Raw genomic sequence first — 19,793 nt, forward strand, 5'->3', positions numbered from 1 at the left:
GGTGCGCGCCTGCCTTCCTAGACTGAAGCGATGAGCATTGGCACCGACGGTCGGGGGATGGCCGAGCTGGCGGCTCTGCTGGCCGACGGCACCCGCGCCGGAATGTGCCTGGCGCTGCTCGACGGGCGGGCGTGGACCGCCGGTGAGCTGGCCCGGCGCGCCGGTGTCGCCCCCTCGACGGCCAGCGACCACCTCACCCGACTCGTCCGCGGTGGGCTGCTCGTCGAGGAACGGCAGGGCCGGCACCGCTACCTGCGGTTGGCCGGGCCGTCGGTGGCCCAGCTGATCGAGGACCTGGCCGGGCACGCTCCGGCCGCGCCCGCACCGACCGGGTCGTTGCGCGCGGTGACCGCCAGCGCCTCCCTGGCGTACGCCAGGACCTGCTACGACCACCTTGCCGGACGGTTGGGCGTGCTGATGTACGACGCGCTGCTCACCGAGCGTCGGCTCGACCGGTCCAGCGGGTTGGCGCTGACATCCGACGGCTGGGCCTGGGCGGCCGGGTTGGGCGTACCCGTGGACGTGCTGCGCGCGGCCCGCCGCCCGGTGGTCCGCGACTGCCTGGACTGGACCGAACGCCGCCCGCACCTGGCCGGGTCGCTCGGCGCGGCGCTCTGCCGCCGCTTCACCGACCTGGGCTGGATCAGCCAGGGCGCCGGCCGTGCCGTCCGTCTCACTCCCACCGGTCGCCTCGGGCTGGCCGCGGCCCTGTCCATCCCCGAACACACCCTCGACCCGCCGTTAGCCCCGCCGCCCACGAGCGGCCGCGCCTGACCGGCGAGCAGCGGGTGACCGTGGCGGGATCGTTCGGTGTGGGGCGAACGGTTCGCGCCCTACGGTCGGGCGGTGACTGACAACTGGCCGCACATTGCGCCCGCCCCGGGAACACCGGCGTGTGGGACGCCCTCGTTTGAACCGGAACGCGGTTGGTGGGTGACCCGGCACGCCGACGTGAGCGCGGCGCTGACCGACCCGGCATTCCAGGTACCGGCCGTCGACACGGGTTCGCCCGGCACCCTCGCCTGGCTGCGCGCCACGGTCAGCCGGTTCAGTCCACCGCGACGGCACGCCGACCGTCGGGCGGTCGCGGTGAGCGCGCTGGCCTCGCTGGACCCGGACGACCTGCGACACGACGCGGCGCGGCTGACCGTTGCCGTTCTCGACCGCGCCGGCGACCGCGTCGACGTGATGCGGGAACTGGCCCGGCCGGTTCCGCTGCGGGCGTTGGCCGACCGCCTCGGTTTCGCTGATCCGGCAGCCGCCGGGACGGCGGTCGCGGTCGTCGCGGCGGCGTACCACCCGGGGGTGGACCCGGCCCTGACCGCGCGGGCCGACCGGGCGGTGACGGCGCTGCTGGCACTCACGCCGCCGGGTCCGCCGGAGGTACGGGCGAACCTGATCGGTCTGCTGGTCCAGGCATGCGACGCGACCGCCGGCCTGATCGGCGCCGCCGCCCATCACCTGCTGCCCCCGGCTGGCCCGCGAGCGGCGGCCACGGCACGAACCACCGACCTGCTGGCCGAGGTGCTGCGCCTCGACCCACCGGTCCGGGCCACCCGACGGGTCACCGTCGACGAGGTACGGCTGGGCGGGCAGGATCTGCCGGCCGGAAGTCCAGTGCTGCTGCGCTTCGACGCGGCCAACCGTGACCCGCAGGCGTTCACCGAGCCCGCGACGTTCCAGCCCGGTCGACCCGGTGCCCGGCTGTTGACCTTCGGGGCGGGGGAGCGGGGTTGCCCCGGCGACCGGCACGCCCTGGCGCTGGTCTGCGGGGTGCTCGACGTGCTGCGGGAACGCTGCCGGCGCGGCCCGACCTCGGTGCGTTACGAACCGCACCCGACCCTGCGGGTGCCGACAACTCTGGAGGTGAGCGTCCGATGAGCGAACGTCGTGCCGCGTTCCAAGCCCTGCACCGTGCCGGTCGTCCCCTGCTGCTGCCCAACGCGTGGGACCACGCCTCGGCGGCGGCGCTCGCCGCGCGTGGGCATCCGGCCGTCGGCACCACCAGCCTCGGGGTCGCCGCGACCGCCGGCCTTCCCGACGGCGTCGCGGCCACCGCGGCGGAGACCCTCGCCCTGGCCCGCCGGCTGGCTCCGCTGCCGGTGCTGCTCAGCGTGGACGTGGAAGGTGGCTTCAGCGACGACCCGGCGGAGGTCGCCGAGTACGTGGCGGAGTTGGCCGGGTTCGGCGTGGTCGGGATCAACCTGGAGGACGGGCGGGCCGATGGCACCCTCGCAGACACCGAGGTCGCCGCTGCCAAGATTGTGGCAGTGAAGGCGGCGGTGCCGGAGCTGTTCGTCAACGCCCGCACCGACACCTGGTGGCTCGGAGTGGACGACCCACTGCCGCAGACCCTCGCTCGTGCTCGCGCCTACCGGGTGGCCGGTGCCGACGGGATCTTCGTGCCCGGGACCGTCGACCTGGCCACCCTGCGCGTCCTCACCGAGCGGATCGACGCTCCGGTGAACGCGCTGTACCAGCCGGGCGGGCCGGGGCTGGCTGAGTTGGGAGGGGCCGGGGTGGCCCGGGTCAGCACCGGATCGCTGCTGTTCCGGGCCGCGCTGGGTGCCGCGCTCGCCGCCGCCGACGCCGTCCGCGACGGCGGGCCCACCACACCGGCGGGACTGCCGTCGTACGCCGAGGTGCAGGCCCTGGTGCCGACGGACGGCGACTGACGGTGGCTGCCGGCGCTCCGGCGGTGGTTGCCGGGCCGGCTCTGGCCCGCGCCAGGCGGCCCGTCGGTGGGTGCCGTGCTCGGCCCGCTCGATATGGCCCGGCCGGCCGCCGGCCGCCGGCCGCCGGCTGGGTTCGGGCGTCGGTGGTTTGTGTGTTGGTTGCTGCCTTCGGAGCTGAATCGTTTGTGGCATCACGCGGCCGCCCTGTGCGGCATCACGGCCCGCCTGTGTGAGATCAGGGCCCGCCCTGTGTGACATCAGGGCCCGCTTGTTGTGGACATCAGGACCCGCTTGCGAAGCCGGCGGCGTTGATTCGTTGGCGACATCAGCTCCAAAGCGCCAAACCAAGGATCATCCCGGTGCGTCGTCCACGCTCCGTTAGAGGGGAAATAGGAGGATTGTTCGGTCCGTTCCGCTCCCGATGATTACGGTGTGTTTCAGGGCGAACCACCCAGTGCCGTGACCGGAGAGAGGGACCCGTCATGCGAGTGCCCAGCCGTAGCCCGGGACAGCAACCCGGCTCGCCTCCGTCGCCCACCGCTCCGGCCCGCCGCCGACCCTCCGGTGCGACCTCCCGCCGCGTTCCCGCTCCTGCCCCCGACCTGCCCGCTTATCGGGCCGCCGTCGCCGAACTGCTGGTCGAGGTCGGTGCCCTGGCCGACGCGGCGAGCACCCGGGCCCGGCAGGTGCTCATCGACGAGCGGCTGCGGGAGCCGGCGCTCGCCGCGGTCCTCGACGCCACCCCGCAGGGGCTGATCGGCGCGCGCGAGACGTTGCTGCTGGAGATGGCCCGCTACCAACCGAACGACCGCACCTCGGCGACTGACCTCAGCGCACTGGTCCGGATCTACCTGCTCTCCCGCATCGACGTGCTGTGGTGGCAGGACGCGCCGACCTTCGTCACCGACGACCAGGTCAACGGCAGCCCCGAGCTGGTCGACCTGGAGTGGCTGCGCCGCCGCGACCTGCTGCGGTTCCGCTACCAGGAGCAGCCCGCCACGACCCTGGGCCGGGCCGCCCGCGGGCTGCGTCGCCGGCTGCGACCCGATGCCACCCCGCGCACCGCGGGGCTGCTGTTCCGCCGCGCCCGGCGCGAGGTGGTGGCGCTGCTCAACGACATCGGACGGGAGTTCACCGCCGTCGCGCCGCCGGCCACCCCGCCGCTCTGGGTGACCAGCCTGGTCCGCAGCGCCGAGCACCAGTACCGGCTGCGCCGCCTGGGCTACGCGGCGATGCTGCCCAGCGGGCACTGCCTCGGCTACTCGGCCGACGTCGAGCTGGCCTGGTTCGACCGGTTCGGAGCGCGCGAGGCCCTGGCGGAGCTGCTGCTGAGCCGGCAGGAGGCCGGTGAGCTGAACCTGATCGACGAGGGGCAGGCCTGGCACCTGTGTCTCGCGCCGACCGCCCGGCGTCGCCTACGCCGGGCGTACGAGGCCGAGATGGGGGTCTGAGCCGGTGTGCGGCATCGCGTTGAGCATCGGCCCCGAGGCCGACCCGGCGACCTTCCGGCGGATGCTCGCCGCCCTGGCCCCGCGCGGTGAGGTCACCGAGACCCGGTCCGAGAGCGGGCTGCTCGCTGGCACCCGCCGCCTGCGGATCGTCGACCGGGACCGGGCGGTGCAACCGTGGACGTCGACCGACGAGCGTTGGCTGCTCTGCTTCAACGGCGAGATCTTCAACTACCGGGAGTTGCGGGCGCAGCTGACTCGCCTGGGGCAGGCCTTCCGCACCGAGAGCGACACCGAGGTGCTGCTCGCCGCCTTCCAGCAGTGGGGCGAGGCGGCGGTGACCCGACTCCGCGGCGAGTACGCCTTCGCGGTCGTCGAACGGGCCACCGGCAGGGCGTACCTGGCCCGCGACCCGCTCGGGGTCAAGCCGCTGTACTGGTCCCGTCGACCCGGCTGCCTGCACCTCGCCTCCGAGGTCAAGGCCCTCGTCGGGCACGGTGCCCCGATCGCCGAGGTGCCGCCCGGGCACCACGGCTGGGCGGAGGCGGACGGGCACGTGCGACTGAGCCCGTACGTCGACCTGCTCACCATCGGCGACGGCCTGCCGGTCATCGACGACCCGGACGAGGCCGCGCTGCTGGTACGCGCCGCGCTCAGCGACGCGATCCGGATGCGGGTGGAGACCGACCTGACCGTCGGGGTGGTGCTCTCCGGTGGGCTGGACAGCTCGTTGACCCTGCGGCAGGTGCGCGACATCCACCCGGACTGCGTCGCGGTGACCGTGGGCGTCGCCGACAGCCCCGACGTGGCGTACGCCCGGCGGCTCGCCGCCGACCTCGACGTGCCGCACGTGGTGGTCGAGCTGCGACCGCGTGACATCCGGCTCGCCGACGTCCGCGAGGCCATCCGGATCTCCGAGCTGACCGAGTACGGCGACATCATCAACGCGGTCGTCTCGGTGCCGATCTTCCGGCGGCTGCGCGACCTGGGCATCAAGGTGGTGCTGACCGGCGACGGCTCCGACGAGCTGTTCGGCGGGTACCCGATGTACCACCAGGTCGCCCCGGCGGCGGCCCGCCGACTGTTCCTGCACCGGATCCGCAACCTGTGCCGCACCGAGTTGCAGCGGGTCGACCGGGCCGCCATGGCATACGGCGTGGAGGCCCGGGTGCCCTTCCTCGACCTCAGCGTGGTGGAGCTGGCGATGCGGTTGCCGGTGGATCTGAAGCTGCGCCACGGGCAGGAGAAGTGGATCGTCCGGCGGGCGTTCGCCGACGTGCTGCCGGACTACATCCTCCGCCGTCGGAAGAACCCGATGTCGTACTCGTCGGGGTTGCACGAGCGGGTCCGGCTGTACAAGCCGCTCTTCGCCCGGCTGCACCGCTCCTTCGGCTACGACCTGCAGGAGCCGGTCCGTCGGGACTTCGACACCGTGCTGAGCCGCTGCGGCAACGACCTGGACCGGGCCATCGCCGACGGGCTGACCCGGCCCGACTACACGGTTCTGGAGCACGCCCGCGACCTGGTCGGCGCGGCCAAGTGGAACGCCGCTCCGGTGGTCCGCCGGCTGGTCGGCCCGCGCCCCGCCCGCCAGTGACGGCCGCCCCGCACGCCACGCTTGACTCTGACACGGTGTCAGGGACGAGTGTGAGGGGACCATGTTCACCATCGGAGAATTCGCCAGACTCGGCCGGGTGTCGGTGCGGATGCTGCGCCACTACGACAGCATCGGTCTGCTGCCCCCCGCCAGCGTCGACCCGCACACCGGCTACCGCTTCTACCGGGCCGACCAGCTGCGCCGGCTCAACCGGGTGATCGCCCTCAAGGAGTTGGGCCTCACCCTCGAACAGGTGGGCGCGATCGTCGACGACGCCGTCGACGTGGCCGAGCTGCGTGGCATGCTGCGGCTGCGCCGGAGCCAGTTGGCGGAACAGTTGGCCGCCGACACGGCCCGGCTCACGGCCGTCGAGGCGAGGCTCCGAATGATCGAGTCGGAGGGTCGGATGACCACCCAGGACGTCGTCCTCAAGGAGATCGCGCCGGTTCGCGTCGCGGAGCTGACCGCCGTCGCGCCCAGCTACCAGGGCGAGGACATCGGCCCGGTGATCCAGCCGCTCTACCCGGAGTTGTTCCGTCGGCTGGCCGCCGCCGGGATCACACCCACAGGGCCGGCCATCGCCTGGTACGAGCCCGCGGACCCGGGCGGCGACGCTGTCGTCGTACACGCCGGTGTGCTCGTCGACGCCGAGCCGTCCGCGGCGCCCGACGTCACGGTCCGCGACCTGCCGGAGCTGCGCAACGCTGCGACGATCATCCATCACGGTGCGATGGACGACGTCGAGCCGAGCATGCAGGCGCTCGCCCGGTGGATCGAGGAGAACGGCTACCGCACCGACGGCTTCGCCCGGGAGGTATACCTCGACTACTGCCCGGACACCCCGGAGAAGGGCGTCACCGAACTTCAGGTCGCCGTGTACCGCGACTGAGCGCTCAGGTCACCAGCAGCGCGCCGACCGCGGCGAGCGTCGCGGTGACCGCGAGCAGGGTGCTGGTCAGCACGAACCGGGTCAGCGGCACCGCCACTCCGGCCGCCCGGCAGCGCTCGAACCACAGCAGGGTGGCCAGTGACGCCCAGGGGGCGGCCAGCGAACCGACGTTGGTGCCGATCAGCAGGGCCAGCAGGCGGGTGTGGTCACCGGTCGGCAGTACCGACTCGCCGGCCAGGTAGGCGGGCAGGTTGTTCACCGCGTTGGCGAGCAGCGCTCCGGTGCCACCGGCGCGCAGGGCACCCAGCGCACCACCGTCGGCGCCGACCAGGGTGCCGACCAGGTCGTCCAGCCCGTGCCGGCCGAGGGTCTGCACCACCAGGAACAGGCCGGTGACGAAGAACAGCAGGCGCACCGGGACCAGACCCGGGCGCAGCGTGTCGGGGGAGCGGACCAGGAACCCGACCAGCACCAGGGCGAGCCCGACGGTGGAGGCGATCTCGATCTCCACGCCGGCGAGGATGCCGGCGACGAAGATCAGGCAACCGGCGAGCGCCGTACGGTGCAGCACCGGGTCGGCCGGCACGTGCCGGGTCGGCGGGACGAAGCGCCCACCGGCGGGCCGCTCCCGCCGCCACCACCCGAACCACAGCACTGCCATGGTGACCGCCACGGCGGCGAGCTGCGGCAACGCCATCCGAGCCGCGTACGCCAGGGGTGCCAGCCCGACCCGGTCGGCGGCGAGCAGGTTGGTCAGGTTGGACACCGGCAGCAGCAGACTCGCGGTGTTCGCCAGCCAGACCGTGGTGACGGCGAGCGGGGCGGCGGGGATCCGCAGGTTCCGGGCCAGCGCGAGCAGCACCGGGGTGAGCAGCACGGCGGTGGTGTCGAGGTTGAGCACGAGGGTGGTCAGCGTGGCGAGACCGCCGCAGAGCAGGAAGAGTACGGCCCACCTGCCCCGGGAGGCGATGGCCAGTCGGCTGGCCAGCACGTCGAAGACACCGGCCACGGCGGTCAGCTCGGCGAGCACGATCACGGTGCCGAGGAACAGCAGCAGCGGCAGGATCCGGTGCAGGGTGGCGGTGGTGTCCGCGCGGGGGAGCAGCCCGCTCAGCGCGCAGGCCGCTCCGACCACGGCGAGGACGGCTGCCACCAGGTCCAGGGGGTGGGGCCGCCGACGCGTGGCCGGTTCGGGCGGGGCGGCAACTGTCACGTCTGTTCACGTTGGCACAGCGCCTGGCCAGCCGGTTCGCAACCCCCGTCCTGGTGACGGGCCCCACCGTGCCCGCCCTCGAACGGCCCTGGCGTCGCAACGCGCCGGGCCCGGCCCCGAAGATCGGAGGCCGGGCCCGGTGTGGTGCGTGGTGCCTACCAGCCCAGGTAGCTGGGCTGGGTCTGCACGTTGAGCTCCTGGTAGCGGGTCAGCTTGGCCGACCAGGTACGCCAGTCGTTCAGCTCCAGGACGTCCAGGCCCTTCACCATGTCGTTGGAGTAGATGTGGCCGTTGTAGTAGTACGCGGACCAGGTGCCGCCGCCGACGAACGTGTCGGCCGAGAGCGGGCCGCGCTCCCAGAAGGCGATCTCCTTCGGGTTGGCCGAGTCGGTGAAGTCGAACACCGAGATGCCACCCTGGTACCACGCCTGGACCATGATGTCCTTGCCGAGCACTGGGATCAGCGAGCCGTTGTGCGCCACGCAGTTCTCGGTGTTGGCGTTCGCCCGGGGGATCTTGTAGTAGCTGCGGAAGGTCATCGTCCGGGCGTTGCCCCGGCCGGCGATGTCGTAGATGGCGTCCGCGCCGCGGTTCGGGCCGACGGTCTCGTTGCAGGTCGCCGCCCCGCCACCACCCAGCTCGTCGGTGAAGATCACCTTGGTGCCGGAGTTGTTGAAGGTGGCCGAGTGCCAGAACGCGAAGTTGACCTCGTCCCGGACCCGGTTGATGACCCGTGGGGCCTCGCGGTTCTTGATGTCGAGCAGGATGCCGTCACCCATGCAGGCGCCGGCGGCCAGGTCCTTCGACGGGTAGGCGGTGATGTCGTGGCAACCGGTGGTCGCCGAGCCGGTCTGGCTGCCGGGGAAGCCGCCGTCCGGGAAGAGGTTCGGCGTCGCGACCACTGCCGCGTCGGTCGGCTTCTTCACCGGCACCTTGATGATGGAGATGGAGTCGTGCGGCGGCTGGCAGTCCGGGAATTCGGCCCGCGGGCTGTACGACGAGACGTACAGGTAGATGGCCTTGCGGTCCTTGCCCGGCACCAGGGTGTGGGTGTGGGAGCCGCAGGCCGTCTCGACGGACTTGATGTAGCGCGGGTTGGCCTTGTCCTTGATGTCGAAGACCTTGATGCCCTCCCACGAGCCCTTCACGTCCGCTCCCTGCGTGGTGCTGTTGCAGGAGTCGTCGCTGCGCGACGAGTCGGTGGAGAGGAAGAGCAGGTCACCGTGGACGGAGATGTCGTTCTGCGACCCCGGGCAGAGCACCCGGGCCTTGACCGTCGGCGCGCTGGGCCGCGAGATGTCGTAGATGACGAAGCCGTTGTAGTTGCCGGCGAACGCGTACTTGCCCTGGAAGGCGATGTCGCTGTTCGTCGCGTCCAGTGGGGCGACCTTGGGCAGGTTGGCGATCTGGCGCAGGTTGGGGCTGCTCACGATCTCGTCGACGCCGGGGATCGTGTTGGTGAGCGCGGGGGCCTTGGCCGCCTGCGGCACCGTCTGGGCGTTGCTCGCCGGGGCGACGAGGGCGCTGGCGACGAGAAGGCCGGTCGTGGCGAGCGCCACGACACGCAGTTGTCGTAACCGTGGCTTGTGGAATCTGATCATCGGCGGGGGCCCTTCGCAAGGGGGAGACGATGGTTGACACGTTACCGTCCGACGAAGAACGTCGATGTGAGCTGGATCACATGAAAGCGGGTTCTTCAATGGATAACATCGCGGTGACCTCGACTGCAGGGAGTGGCCCATGACCAACCGGCGCGCACGCATCCTGGCGGTCGTCACACTGGCTCTCGTGTTGCCGCTGGTGGTGTTCATGGTGATCCGCCTCGACGGCGACACCGGTACGAGCGCACCGCAGCCGGTCTCCGCGCCCGCCACCTCCGCCGCGTCGCCGACGGCCAGCCCCGTCCCCACCGACCTGACCGTCATCGCGCCCGGCCGTCCGGGCGAGACGGCGGCCACCCGCCCGGCGCACGAGGTCCGCGACGCCGGTCCCGCCCCGCACAACTCGCTGGACGTCTTGTTCGTCCGGATGATGATCCCGCACCACGCGCAGGCCCTGGCGATGGCGGAGCTCGCCCCCGACCGGGCCGCCGACCCCGACGTCCGGGCCATCGCCGAGCGCATCCGCGCCAGCCAGGGGCCGGAGATGGGCATGATGCGCGGCTGGCTGCAGACCCGTGGCCTCCCGACGGAGGTGCAGGGGCACGACCACGGCACCATGCGCGGCATGCAGTCGCCAGAGGCGATGCGGCAACTCGCCGCAACCCGGGGCGCGGACTTCGACCGGCTCTTCGTCCGGATGATGACCGAGCACCACCAGGGCGCCATCGAGATGGCCACCAACCTGCTCACCGTCGGCTCCGACCTGACCCTCAACGAGTTCGCCACCTCCGTTGCCACCGAGCAGACCGTCGAGATCGACCGCATGCGCGAGGTCCTCGGCGGCTGAGCCCGGGCGCGGGGCGCGAGGGCCGAGCGTCCCGGCACGTACGCTGGGTGACCGTGAGACGCACCCTGTTCGGTCGCCCGCTGCGCGGCGTCGCCTTCGACGTGGCCGTCGCTCTGCTGGTGGTCCTCGTCTCCCTGGCCGCGGCGGTGAACCAGCCGGGCGGTTGGGCGGCCACGGCGGTCGGCGTGGGGATGGCGGTGGCGCTGCTGTTCCGTCGCACCCACCCGAGCGCGGTGACGGTGGCGGTCGCGGTGCTCGCCCTGATCCAGGTGATCGCCCGCTGGGGTCCGCTCATCTACGACGTGGCCGTCCTGATCGCGCTCTACAGCGTGGTGAAGTACGGCCGGCGGCTGCGCGACGGTGTACTGGCCGGTGCGGTCGCGGCCGTCGGCGTGCTGCTGGCCGCAGCGCAGACCCCCAACGTCATCCAGTGGTGGGTGACCGCGCTGTGGTACGCGCTGGTCACCGGGGCGGTGTGGCTGGTCGCGCTGAACGTGCGGACCCGCCGGCTCTACGTGCTCAGCCTGGAGGAGCGGGCCACCACCCTGGAACGCGAGCGGGAGGCCGAGTCCCGGGCGGCGGTCGCCGAGGAGCGCACCCGAATCGCCCGTGAGCTGCACGACGTGGTCGCCCACAGCATGGCCGTGATGATCGTCCAGGCGGACGGGGCCCGGTTCATGCTCGACCGTGACCCCGCCCAGGCGCGCACCGCCGTGAAGGTGGTCGCGGACACCGGCCGGCAGGCACTGGAGGAGATGCGCCGCCTGGTCGGCGTTCTGCGCGACGCCGGCCCGGCCGGTGCGGACGGTGCCGACGGGCTGGCGGTGGCGGCCGACCCCGAGCACCGGCGCCTCGCGCTGGCCGAGCTGCCCGACCTGCTGGCCCGGTTCGACGACGCCGGTCTGCACGTTCGCAGCACCGTCACCGGTGCGTTACCGGCCCTGCCGCCGGGCCTGGAGCTGACCGTCTACCGGGTGGTGCAGGAAGCGTTGACCAACGCGCTCAAGCACGCCGGCGTCGGCGCCGGCGTCGAGGTCGTCCTGTCGTACACCGCCGAGGCCGTCATGGTCCGGGTGGTCGACGACGGCCGCGGCCGCCCGCTGGTCAGCCCGGCGCCGTCCGGCGGTCACGGTTTGCTCGGCATGCGGGAGCGGGTGACGGTGTACGACGGCAGCCTCACCGCCGGTCCCCGCCTGACCGGGGGCTGGCAGGTCGAGGTTCGGCTGCCGCTACCGTCAGAGCCGGCAACGGAGGTGATCGCGGCATGACGGTCCGGGTAGTGATCGTGGACGACCAGGCGCTGGTCCGCGCCGGTTTCCGGATGGTGCTGGAATCCCAGCCCGACCTGGAGGTCGTCGGCGAGGCGATCGACGGCGCGGACGCCCTGCGGGTGCTCGCCCGCACCGAGGCCGACGTGGTCGTGATGGACATCCGGATGCCCACCATGGACGGGGTGGAGGCGACCCGTCGACTCTGCGCCGAGCGGCCCGAGGGTGGCCCTCGGGTGCTGGTGCTGACCACCTTCGACACCGAGGCGGACGCGTTCGCGGCGTTGCAGGCCGGGGCGAGTGGTTTCCTGCTCAAGAACGTCCCGCCGGAGGAACTGCTGGCCGCGATCCGGGTGGTGGCCCAGGGCGACTCGGTGGTGGCTCCGTCGATCACCCGACGCCTGCTGGACCGGTTCGCCGGGCAGCTCGGCGCCGCCCCGAGCGCCGACCCCCGACTCGCGCAGCTCACCGAACGGGAACGGGAGGTGCTGCTGCTGGTCGCCCAGGGGCTGTCCAACGCGGAGATCGCCGCCCGGGTGCATGTGGCCGAGGCGACGGTGAAGACCCACGTCGGGCGGATCCTGGCGAAACTCCAGCTGCGCGACCGGGTCCAGGCGGTGGTCCTGGCGTACGAGAGCGGGCTGGTCACGCCCGGCGGATGACACCGTGTACGACCTGGGTCGTAGCGGCCGGAGGGCGCACCGCGACCCGGGGCGCACGCAGGTCGAGCGCGCAGGTGGAGATCGACAGACCGGTGCCGGCCATAGCGTCGGAGGGGTCCGATCCGCCACCTGCACCGGGAGCCCCGCATGATCCGCCTGACCCTGCGTTCGCTGCGCGCCGAGGCGCTGCGCATGCTGCTCTCGGCGCTCGCCGTCATGCTCGGCGTCGCGTTCGTCGCCGGCACGATGATCTTCGTGGACGGGATGCGGGCCGGGGCGTACGAGCGGGCCGGCACCTTCGACCGCCACACCGACCTGGGGGTCTACTCGGCCGGCCGAGAGGTGTTGCCCCCGGCACTGGTCGACCAAGTGCGGGCGGTCGACGGGGTGGCCGCCGCCGCCGGTGAGCTGACCAACACCGCCGGGATCGTCGGAGCCGACGGTCGGCCGGTGCTCGGCTTCACCATGCTCGTCGCCATCCCCACCGAGGACGCGCTGCGCTCGTACGACGTGGTGGCCGGCCGGTTGCCCGACCGGGCCGGAGAGGTGGTGCTCGACGCGCCGACGGCGGCAGAGCAGGGCTTCGGACTCGGCGCGGCGGTCCGGATCGGCGCCACCGGCGGGGCGGCCCGCCCGTACACCCTGGTGGGCACCGTCGACGTGGCGGGCACCGCCCGCGACGTCGGCGGTCCGTTCGTCGGCCTGGTCGGGCCGGACGCCTTGGCCCTCAGCGGCGAGCGCGGCTACGGCCGGATCATGGTGGCGGCCCGACCGGGCGCCGACGTCGCGGCGCTGACCGAGAAGGTACGGGCCGCGTCCGGCGCCGAAGCCACAGTGAAGAGTCGCCAGCAGATCCTCGACGAGGCCGTGGAGGACGCGGTCCGCAACGTGGAACAGTTCCGCATGCTGCTGTTGATCTTCGTGGGGGTCGCGATCGTGGTGGCCGGCTTCGTGATCGCCAACACCTTCGCGATCGTGCTGGCCCAGCGCACCCGACGGACCGCGCTGCTGCGCCTGATCGGCGCCACCCGGGGACAGGTCTTCCGGTCCACGCTGCTGGAGTCGGCGGTGCTGGGGCTTGTCGCCTCCGCGCTCGGGGTGCTGCTCGGGGTGGCCCTCGCCGCCGGATTGCGGCTGCTGCTGTCCCGACTGGACGTGCCGGTCACCGGTGGGCTGACCGTGAACGGTTCGACAGTGCTCACCGGCCTGCTGCTGGGCACCGGGCTCACCGTGTGCGCCGCCCTGCTGCCGGCCTGGCGGGGGACGCGGATCGCCCCGGTGGCCGCGCTCACCGACGCCGCGGTGCAGCCCAGCCAGGGTGCCGGTCGGGTTCGGTTGAGCATCGGCGCGGTGGTCCTCGCCGTCGGTGTGGCCGCGCTGGCCGGCGCCGCCAGCGCCGGTCAGCTGCTACTGGTGGCGGTCGGTGGGGTGCTCACCTTCTTCGGGATCGTGCTGTTCGGGCCGGTGCTCGTCCCCGCGCTGGCCCGGGTGTTCGGCTGGCCGGTCCGACGAGTGCTCGGCACCATCGGTGAACTGGCGGTCAGCAACACGGTGCGCAATCCGCGGCGGGTCGCCGCGACCGCCACCGCGCTGGTGATCGGTATCGGACTGGTCTCGGCGTTCATGGTCGGCGCGCGCAGCACCAAGGACGGCATCGAGCGCAGCGTGGACGCCCAGATCGGGACGGACTTCGTGGTCAGCGGAATCGGTCAGGACCTGCCGGCCGCGCTCGTCGGTGAGCTCGCCTCCCGTCCCGAGCTGGGTGTGGTGCACGAGCAGCGCAGCACGGTCGTCGACGACGTCGAGATCCGCGCGGCACACCCGGCGCTGGTCGGCCGGACGCTGAGCGGGGTGCTGTCCGGCGACGCCGAGCGGGTCGGGCCGGGGCAGATGCTGGTGCACCGCGAGTTGGCGCGGGCCCGCGGTTGGCAGGTCGGCGCCCCGGTTACCGTCGGGGGGAGGTCGTTCCGGGTGGCCGCCGTGGTGACCGACGACAGCCCCAGCGGTGAGGTGCCAGCGGGTCACGTCATCGACCTGTCCGACCAGGACTTCACCGCGCTCTTCCCCGCCCGGCGAGGCTACCTGGCCGAGATCGACCCCGCCGCCGGGGTGGGCCCCGCGCGCGCCCGCGACGCGATCACCGCGGTGCTGGGCCGCTACCCGACGGTGAACCTGATGGACCAGGGCGCCTACAAGAAGATGCTCACCGGCACTGTGGACATGCTGCTCGCCTTCGTCACCGCGCTGCTCGGTCTGGCCGTGGTGATCGCCCTGGTCGGCGTGGCGAACACCCTGAGCCTGTCGGTGGTCGAACGGACCAGGGAGAACGCCGTGCTGCGGGCGGTCGGGCTCACCCGAGGGCGGATGCGGGCGGTGCTGGCCGTCGAGGCGGTGCTGATGGCGCTGGTCGGCGCGGTGCTCGGGGTCGGGCTCGGCACCGGAGTCAGCGCGTCCACGATGGCTCTGCTGGACCGCCTCGGCGGCGACTTCCACGTGGTGCTGCCGCTCGGCCAGCTCGGGCTGATCCTCGGTGTCGCGGTGCTCGCCGCCCTGCTCGCCTCGGTGCTGCCGGCCCGCCGAGCGCTGTCCCGCCCGGTCGTCGAGGCGCTCGCCGACCAGTGAGCCGGTCGCGGTCCGGACCGGTCGGGTCTCCCCCCGGTGACCGGACGGACATCCGCCGGCCGGCCCCGCCATCTTCCCCGGCGGCGGGACCGGCCAGCGGTGCCGGGTCTACAGGCGCTCGACCATCGGGCCGACGCACCGGTTACGGGTGTCGAAGATGTAGCGGGCGTGCCTGACCACGAGGTCGTAGTCGAAGGTGTCATGGTCGGTGACCACCACCACCGCGTCGGCCGCACGCACCTCACGCTCGCTGAGCCCGACCACTGTGACCCCGGCGGGGATCTGGTGCGCCTCGGCGTACGGCTCGACGGCGTGCACCTCGGCGCCGAGGGCCTGCAACCGACGGGCCACGTCCACGGCGGGGGAGTCGCGCATGTCACCGGTGTTCTTCTTGTACGCCAGACCGAGCAGCAGTAGCCGGGCACCGCTGACGGCACGACCGTCCCGGTTCAGCCCTCCCATGATCCGCTGCGCGACGTGTTCGGGCATCTCGTGGTTGACGTCGTTGGCCAGCTCGATGAACCGGAACTGCCGACCGAGGCGGCGCTTGACCTGCCAGGACAGGTAGCACGGGTCGATCGGCAGGCAGTGCCCGCCGACGCCGGGGCCGGGCCGGAACGGCATGAAGCCGAACGGTTTGGTCGAGGCGGCGTCGATCGCCTGCCAGACGTCGATGTCGAGGTGGTGCGAGAGCATGGTCAGCTCGTTGATCAGCGCGATGTTGACCTGGCGGAAGGTGTTCTCGATCAGCTTGGTCAGCTCGGCGACGCGGGTGGAGTCCACCGGTACGGTGCGTTCCACGAGGCGCTGGTAGAACTCGTCCACCCGGGCCAACGCCGCCGGGTCCACACCGGAGACGACCTTCGGGGTGTTCTCCAGTCGCCACGTCGGGTTGCCGGGGTCGATCCGCTCGGGGCTGTAGCCGAGGTGGAAGTCACCGGGGCTGGTCAAACCGCTGGCCGACTCCAACAGCGGGCGCAGCAGCTCCTCAGTGGTGCCCGGGTAGGTGGTCGATTCCAGGATCACCGTGCAGCCCGGGCGTACGTATGGGCCGATACCGATTCCGGCCTGCTCGACGAAGCTCAGGTCCGGGGTCCCGTCGCGCAGCGGGGTCGGCACAGTGATGACGCAGATGTCGAACCCGTCAGCGTCGCTGTACTCCGTGCTGGGGTGGTAGCGGCCGCTGCCCAACGCGCGGCCCAGCTGGTCGGCCCGAATGTCCTCGACGAACGACTCGCCGGAGGCGAGACGCTTCACCCGGTCGGCGTCGACGTCGAGACCGACCACGTCGAGCCCCGCCTCGACGGCCCGCATGGCCAGCGGAAGTCCGACGTACCCCTGACCGATAACGACCAGCTTTTCAGCGCTCACCCAGGCTCCCGCAGCAGATGGTGTAAATAGCCTGCTGAGAGCCTAGAGGCGTCTTCGGCGTCGTAAGTCCGTTTTGGGGATATCGGTGCTGGTGGGACTGACGGGGGTCGGCCACAGCGCGCGGCTCAACCTTCCGCCGGCACCTCGGGATCGACAGGCGGGCTGGAGGTGGCGGGTGGATCAGGAGGCGCGCTGGTCGTCGGCGGCGCGGCCGTGGTGGGCGCCGCGCTGGTGGGCGGCGCCGTGGTGACGCCCGCCGTTGGCGTCGGCGAGTTGGCGGTCTGGCTCGGCTGCAGGCTCGGCGTGGCGGAGACCGACGCGGACGGGGAGTTGCCGGGGACGTGCGGCAGCCGGTCCGGCCGGCCCGGCTCGACGCTGGTGATCTGCTCGTTCGCCGCGGGCAGGTCGACGGGGCCGCTCGGCGCCACCGTCGGCGAGGTGGCCGGCAGATTGACCGCCGGGTCGTCGCCGACGTTACGCGTCGCGGCCAGCGCCGCGCCGAGCCCGACCAGCGCGACCAGCATGGCCGCCGCCGCGCCAACGAGCGGACCCCGCCGTCGCTGGCGCCCGTCCGCCACCGCCGCGCCGGCCGGCACGTCCGTGCGGGTGCCCGGCCCAGCGTCGCGCAGCGCGACCGGCCCGGCCATCGCCGTCGGCGGCTCGCCGCCGGTGACCGCCGTCCGAGCGGCCTCGGCCATCGCCGCTCCGCTGGTGAACCGCTCAAGCGGATCCTTGGCCAGGGCCCGAGACACCAGAGCGCGGACCGCCTCCGGAATGTCGTGCGGCAGCTCCGGCGGCTCGTCGTCCAGGTGCCGCACGGCGACCTGGAGCGGATTGTCGCCGGTGAACGGCGGGCTGCCGGTCAGGCAGCAGTAGGTGACCGCGCCCAGGGCGTAGATGTCGGTGGCACCGCTGACCGGCCGACCGGCGGCCTGCTCGGGAGCCATGTAGAGGGCGGTGCCCGGCACCGCGTTGGTGCTGGTGATGCTGGTGATGTCGGTGGAGCGGGCCACGCCGAAGTCCACCAGGACGACGGTGCCGTCCTCCTGCACCAGCAGGTTGCTGGGCTTGACGTCGCGGTGCACGATGCCGCCGCGATGCGCCGCGTTGAGCGCTGCGGCCGCCTGGGCCACGATCGACATCGTCTCGGCCACGTCGAGCCGCCCGGCCGCCTCGATCCGCTTGGACAACGGCTCGCCGGCGACGAACTCCATGACGAGGTAGTCCGCCCGCCCGCCGTCGGGGAGGTCGTCCGCACCGCAGTCGAAGACCTGCACGATGCCGGGGTGCCGCAGCGCCGCCATGATCCGGGCCTCGGCGCGGAACCGGGCGATGAAATCGGGATCGGAGACCAGCGCCGGCAGGAGGACCTTGACCGCAACCTGCCGGCCGAGGATCAGGTCGGAGGCACGCCAAACGTCGCCCATGCCGCCCGTGGCGACACGTTCGTCCAAGCGGTAGCGACCGCTGAGCACGACCTCCGATGACAACACCGCATTACCGTACCTAGAGTGGCGCGGGGCGGCGCGCCGCGGCAGGGCCGCCGGGCGGCTGGTTCAGAGTGGCTGATCCGGCCTGACCTGTGTGGACGCTCGCCCTTCGTGACGCTGCGGATGTGTGGTGTCACAAAAAGCGACTATTTCCGTCGCTCGGGTCGACGATGGGGGCAAGAAACCGCCTACAGGCGTGGTGGGCGTCTGCTGCGTACTGACCGTTACGACGACGCGCCGTCGGGCAGGGTTGATAATTGTCACTCTTCCGTGACACGACGCCGACTTGTCGGGTCGTGGGTGCCCTCTTAGCGTTAGCCCGGCTCGGGCCCTCCCGGCCACCTCGGCGGGCAGCGCGCCGATCGACCACCCTGGCGTTGGCCGCCGGACACGCCGCCCCGACAATCGTGGTCGCGGGCACAATCAGAGCGGTGGAGGGCGGTGCGGTGCTGGTGCTGATCGGGCGGACGACTCGTGCCGCGTGGCGTGCGCCAGCCCGGTTGACCGGGCCGACACGCCCCGAACGATGCGTGGGTCGCGCATGACCGCCGACCTGTCGGAGGTGGTGAGCGCCGCGCAGGCCGGGGACGAGGAGGCGTTCCGCTTTCTCTACCGCAGCCTCCAGCCCGGGCTGCTGCGGTACCTGACCGCGCTCGTCGGGGCCGACGCCGAAGACGTCGCCTCCGAGACCTGGCTTCAGATCTCCCGTGACCTGCCCGGCTTCACCGGGGGCGAGTTTCGGGCCTGGGCGGTCACCATCGCCCGTAACCGCGCGATGGACCACCTGCGCCGGCTGCGCCGCCGCCCCTCGCTCCCGGTCCCGGTGCAGGCGCTCGTCGAGCTCGCCAGCGACGCGGACACCGCCGAGCGAGCCAGCGAGACGATCGGTACCGAGACCGCCCTCGCGCTGATCGCCACCCTCCCGCCCCGGGAGGCCGAAGCGGTCCTGCTGCGGGCCGTGATCGGGCTGGACGCAGGGTCCGCCGGTCGGGTGCTGGGCCGCCGTGCCGGTGCCGTGCGGACCGCCGCTCACCGTGGCCTACGCCGGCTCGCGGTCCTGCTGGAGCGGCAGAGCCCGGCCGAGTCGTCGGTCGGGGTCGAGGGGGTGCCACCGCCGCGTGCGGGGAGCGGCCCCGCCCTGCGGGCATCGCACGTCGAACCGGCGGACGGCTGACGTGAGGGGACTCCCGATGAACTCGTTCCGGCGGGCCGACCGTGCCGACACCGAGCGGCTGCTCGACTCGGCCTCTGCCCAGGTGGACGCCGCGCTGGATCAGGGCCCCTCCGTCACGCTCACGGAAGTGGACGCGAACTCACCCGGGGTGCGCCTGAGCGCCCCGAACGTGCCCCCGGCCGAGCCGGTGGCCGCGTTGCTCGCTGCGGCGGCTGGCCCCGTTCGCCCAGGCGAGTTGGCCGGGGAGGACGCCGCGGTGGCCGCGTTCCGGGCCGCCCGGGCCAACCCGGCGCCGGCCGTGCCGCAGCGGCCACGCCGTCGCCGGATAACCACCGGCGCGGTGGCCTGGATCGGAGCGGTCGCAGCTACCGCCACCGCGGGGGCCGCCTTCGCCGCGGTCACCCGGGACCGAGGGCCAGACCCGGTCGCACCGGCACCGTCGCGCCCGTCACCCTCCCCGCACCAGGGCGTGTCCCGGTCGGCCGAGCCCGGTCGGTCGGTGGGCCCCGGCGCCCCGTCGCCGGGCGCGCCGCCGCCCGTCACCGCCACGCCGCCGACCAGTCCCACTACCGCCGGCCAGATGCACGGACAGTGCCGCGCGTGGCGGGCGAAGGCGCCCGAGCAGCGGGAGAAGGCGCTAGGCACGCCGGCCTTCCAGAAGCTGGTGACCGCCGCCGGCGGCCCCGCCGAGGTCGAGGCGTACTGCCAACGGCTGGTACCCGAGACGAAGCCGTCCGAGCCGGCGAAGGTCACGCCCTCCGAGTCGGCGAAGGGGAAGCCGTCCCAGTCGGGGAAAGCCCCGCCGTCACCGCCGCGGCCGGGCCACCTCGCCGGCGGCTGACCGATCGCCGGTTGGAGCGGTTTGTTCCGCCCTGCTTCGAAAATTCGTCTGTTAGACAGAGGTTGGTGGCGCCGTGCACGCCCCCGACGGTGTCG

Annotated in this window: 16 protein-coding genes; 12 read left to right on the forward strand and 4 right to left on the reverse strand. The window is 72.8% G+C overall.

Annotated elements, in window-relative coordinates; translation table 11 throughout:
* Positions 1-30 precede the first annotated feature (30 nt).
* From FB453_RS06345 to FB453_RS06370, 6 genes are all read left to right on the forward strand, one after another.
* Positions 31-774: a winged helix-turn-helix domain-containing protein gene (locus FB453_RS06345; RefSeq protein WP_145788271.1), complete on the forward strand. Its 744-nt coding sequence runs from the start codon at positions 31-33 to the stop codon at positions 772-774.
* 159 nt (positions 775-933) lie between these two features.
* Positions 934-1,881 (forward strand): cytochrome P450, encoded by a 948-nt coding sequence (locus FB453_RS06350; RefSeq protein ID WP_486480179.1) that lies wholly within the window; start codon positions 934-936, stop codon positions 1,879-1,881.
* Positions 1,878-2,675, forward strand: a complete 798-nt coding sequence (locus tag FB453_RS06355) for an isocitrate lyase/PEP mutase family protein (RefSeq protein ID WP_145788275.1) — start codon at positions 1,878-1,880, stop codon at positions 2,673-2,675. Before FB453_RS06350 ends, FB453_RS06355 begins: the two co-directional genes overlap by 4 nt.
* Positions 2,676-3,157: 482 nt before the next feature.
* Positions 3,158-4,126 (forward strand): DUF5715 family protein, encoded by a 969-nt coding sequence (locus FB453_RS06360; protein WP_145788277.1) that lies wholly within the window; start codon positions 3,158-3,160, stop codon positions 4,124-4,126.
* A gap of 4 nt (positions 4,127-4,130) precedes the next feature.
* A complete protein-coding gene (locus tag FB453_RS06365; protein ID WP_112724813.1) occupies positions 4,131-5,720 on the forward strand; it encodes an asparagine synthetase B family protein in 1,590 nt (529 codons plus the stop codon).
* Between the two features lie 61 nt (positions 5,721-5,781).
* Entirely contained in the window at positions 5,782-6,609 is an 828-nt protein-coding gene (locus FB453_RS06370) for a MerR family transcriptional regulator (protein WP_145788280.1), read from the forward strand.
* A gap of 4 nt (positions 6,610-6,613) precedes the next feature.
* Here FB453_RS06370 and FB453_RS06375 read toward each other — a convergent pair whose 3' ends face one another.
* Positions 6,614-7,822: an SLC13 family permease gene (locus FB453_RS06375; RefSeq protein WP_145788282.1), complete on the reverse strand. Its 1,209-nt coding sequence runs from the start codon at positions 7,820-7,822 to the stop codon at positions 6,614-6,616.
* A 155-nt stretch (positions 7,823-7,977) separates the two neighbouring features.
* Positions 7,978-9,423: a hypothetical protein gene (locus FB453_RS06380; RefSeq protein ID WP_145788284.1), complete on the reverse strand. Its 1,446-nt coding sequence runs from the start codon at positions 9,421-9,423 to the stop codon at positions 7,978-7,980.
* Between the two features lie 139 nt (positions 9,424-9,562).
* Between FB453_RS06380 and FB453_RS06385 the strand changes: the two genes are divergently transcribed.
* The 4 genes from FB453_RS06385 to FB453_RS06400 all read left to right on the forward strand — a co-directional run bounded on the left by FB453_RS06385 (position 9,563) and on the right by FB453_RS06400 (position 14,822).
* Entirely contained in the window at positions 9,563-10,270 is a 708-nt protein-coding gene (locus tag FB453_RS06385) for a DUF305 domain-containing protein (RefSeq protein ID WP_145788286.1), read from the forward strand.
* Between the two features lie 47 nt (positions 10,271-10,317).
* Positions 10,318-11,538 carry a sensor histidine kinase gene (locus FB453_RS06390; protein ID WP_145788288.1) on the forward strand — a complete coding sequence of 407 codons (1,221 nt, stop codon included), beginning with the start codon at positions 10,318-10,320 and terminating at the stop codon, positions 11,536-11,538.
* Positions 11,535-12,200 carry a response regulator gene (locus FB453_RS06395; RefSeq protein ID WP_112587120.1) on the forward strand — a complete coding sequence of 222 codons (666 nt, stop codon included), beginning with the start codon at positions 11,535-11,537 and terminating at the stop codon, positions 12,198-12,200. The genes FB453_RS06390 and FB453_RS06395 overlap by 4 nt, the downstream gene beginning before the upstream one ends.
* A 147-nt stretch (positions 12,201-12,347) precedes the next feature.
* Positions 12,348-14,822 carry an FtsX-like permease family protein gene (locus FB453_RS06400; RefSeq protein WP_145788291.1) on the forward strand — a complete coding sequence of 825 codons (2,475 nt, stop codon included), beginning with the start codon at positions 12,348-12,350 and terminating at the stop codon, positions 14,820-14,822.
* Between the two features lie 108 nt (positions 14,823-14,930).
* Here FB453_RS06400 and FB453_RS06405 read toward each other — a convergent pair whose 3' ends face one another.
* Positions 14,931-16,193 carry a nucleotide sugar dehydrogenase gene (locus tag FB453_RS06405; RefSeq protein WP_145788293.1) on the reverse strand — a complete coding sequence of 421 codons (1,263 nt, stop codon included), beginning with the start codon at positions 16,191-16,193 and terminating at the stop codon, positions 14,931-14,933.
* Between the two features lie 125 nt (positions 16,194-16,318).
* Positions 16,319-17,686 carry a serine/threonine-protein kinase gene (locus FB453_RS06410; protein ID WP_145788296.1) on the reverse strand — a complete coding sequence of 456 codons (1,368 nt, stop codon included), beginning with the start codon at positions 17,684-17,686 and terminating at the stop codon, positions 16,319-16,321.
* 538 nt (positions 17,687-18,224) lie between these two features.
* On the opposite strand from FB453_RS06410, the gene FB453_RS06415 reads away from it, so the two are divergent.
* A complete protein-coding gene (locus tag FB453_RS06415) occupies positions 18,225-18,857 on the forward strand; it encodes an RNA polymerase sigma factor (RefSeq protein ID WP_145788299.1) in 633 nt (210 codons plus the stop codon).
* A gap of 16 nt (positions 18,858-18,873) precedes the next feature.
* Positions 18,874-19,698, forward strand: a complete 825-nt coding sequence (locus FB453_RS06420) for a hypothetical protein (RefSeq protein ID WP_145788301.1) — start codon at positions 18,874-18,876, stop codon at positions 19,696-19,698.
* The last annotated feature ends 95 nt before the right edge of the window (positions 19,699-19,793 follow it).

The organism is Micromonospora sp. CNZ322 (genome assembly GCF_007827755.1).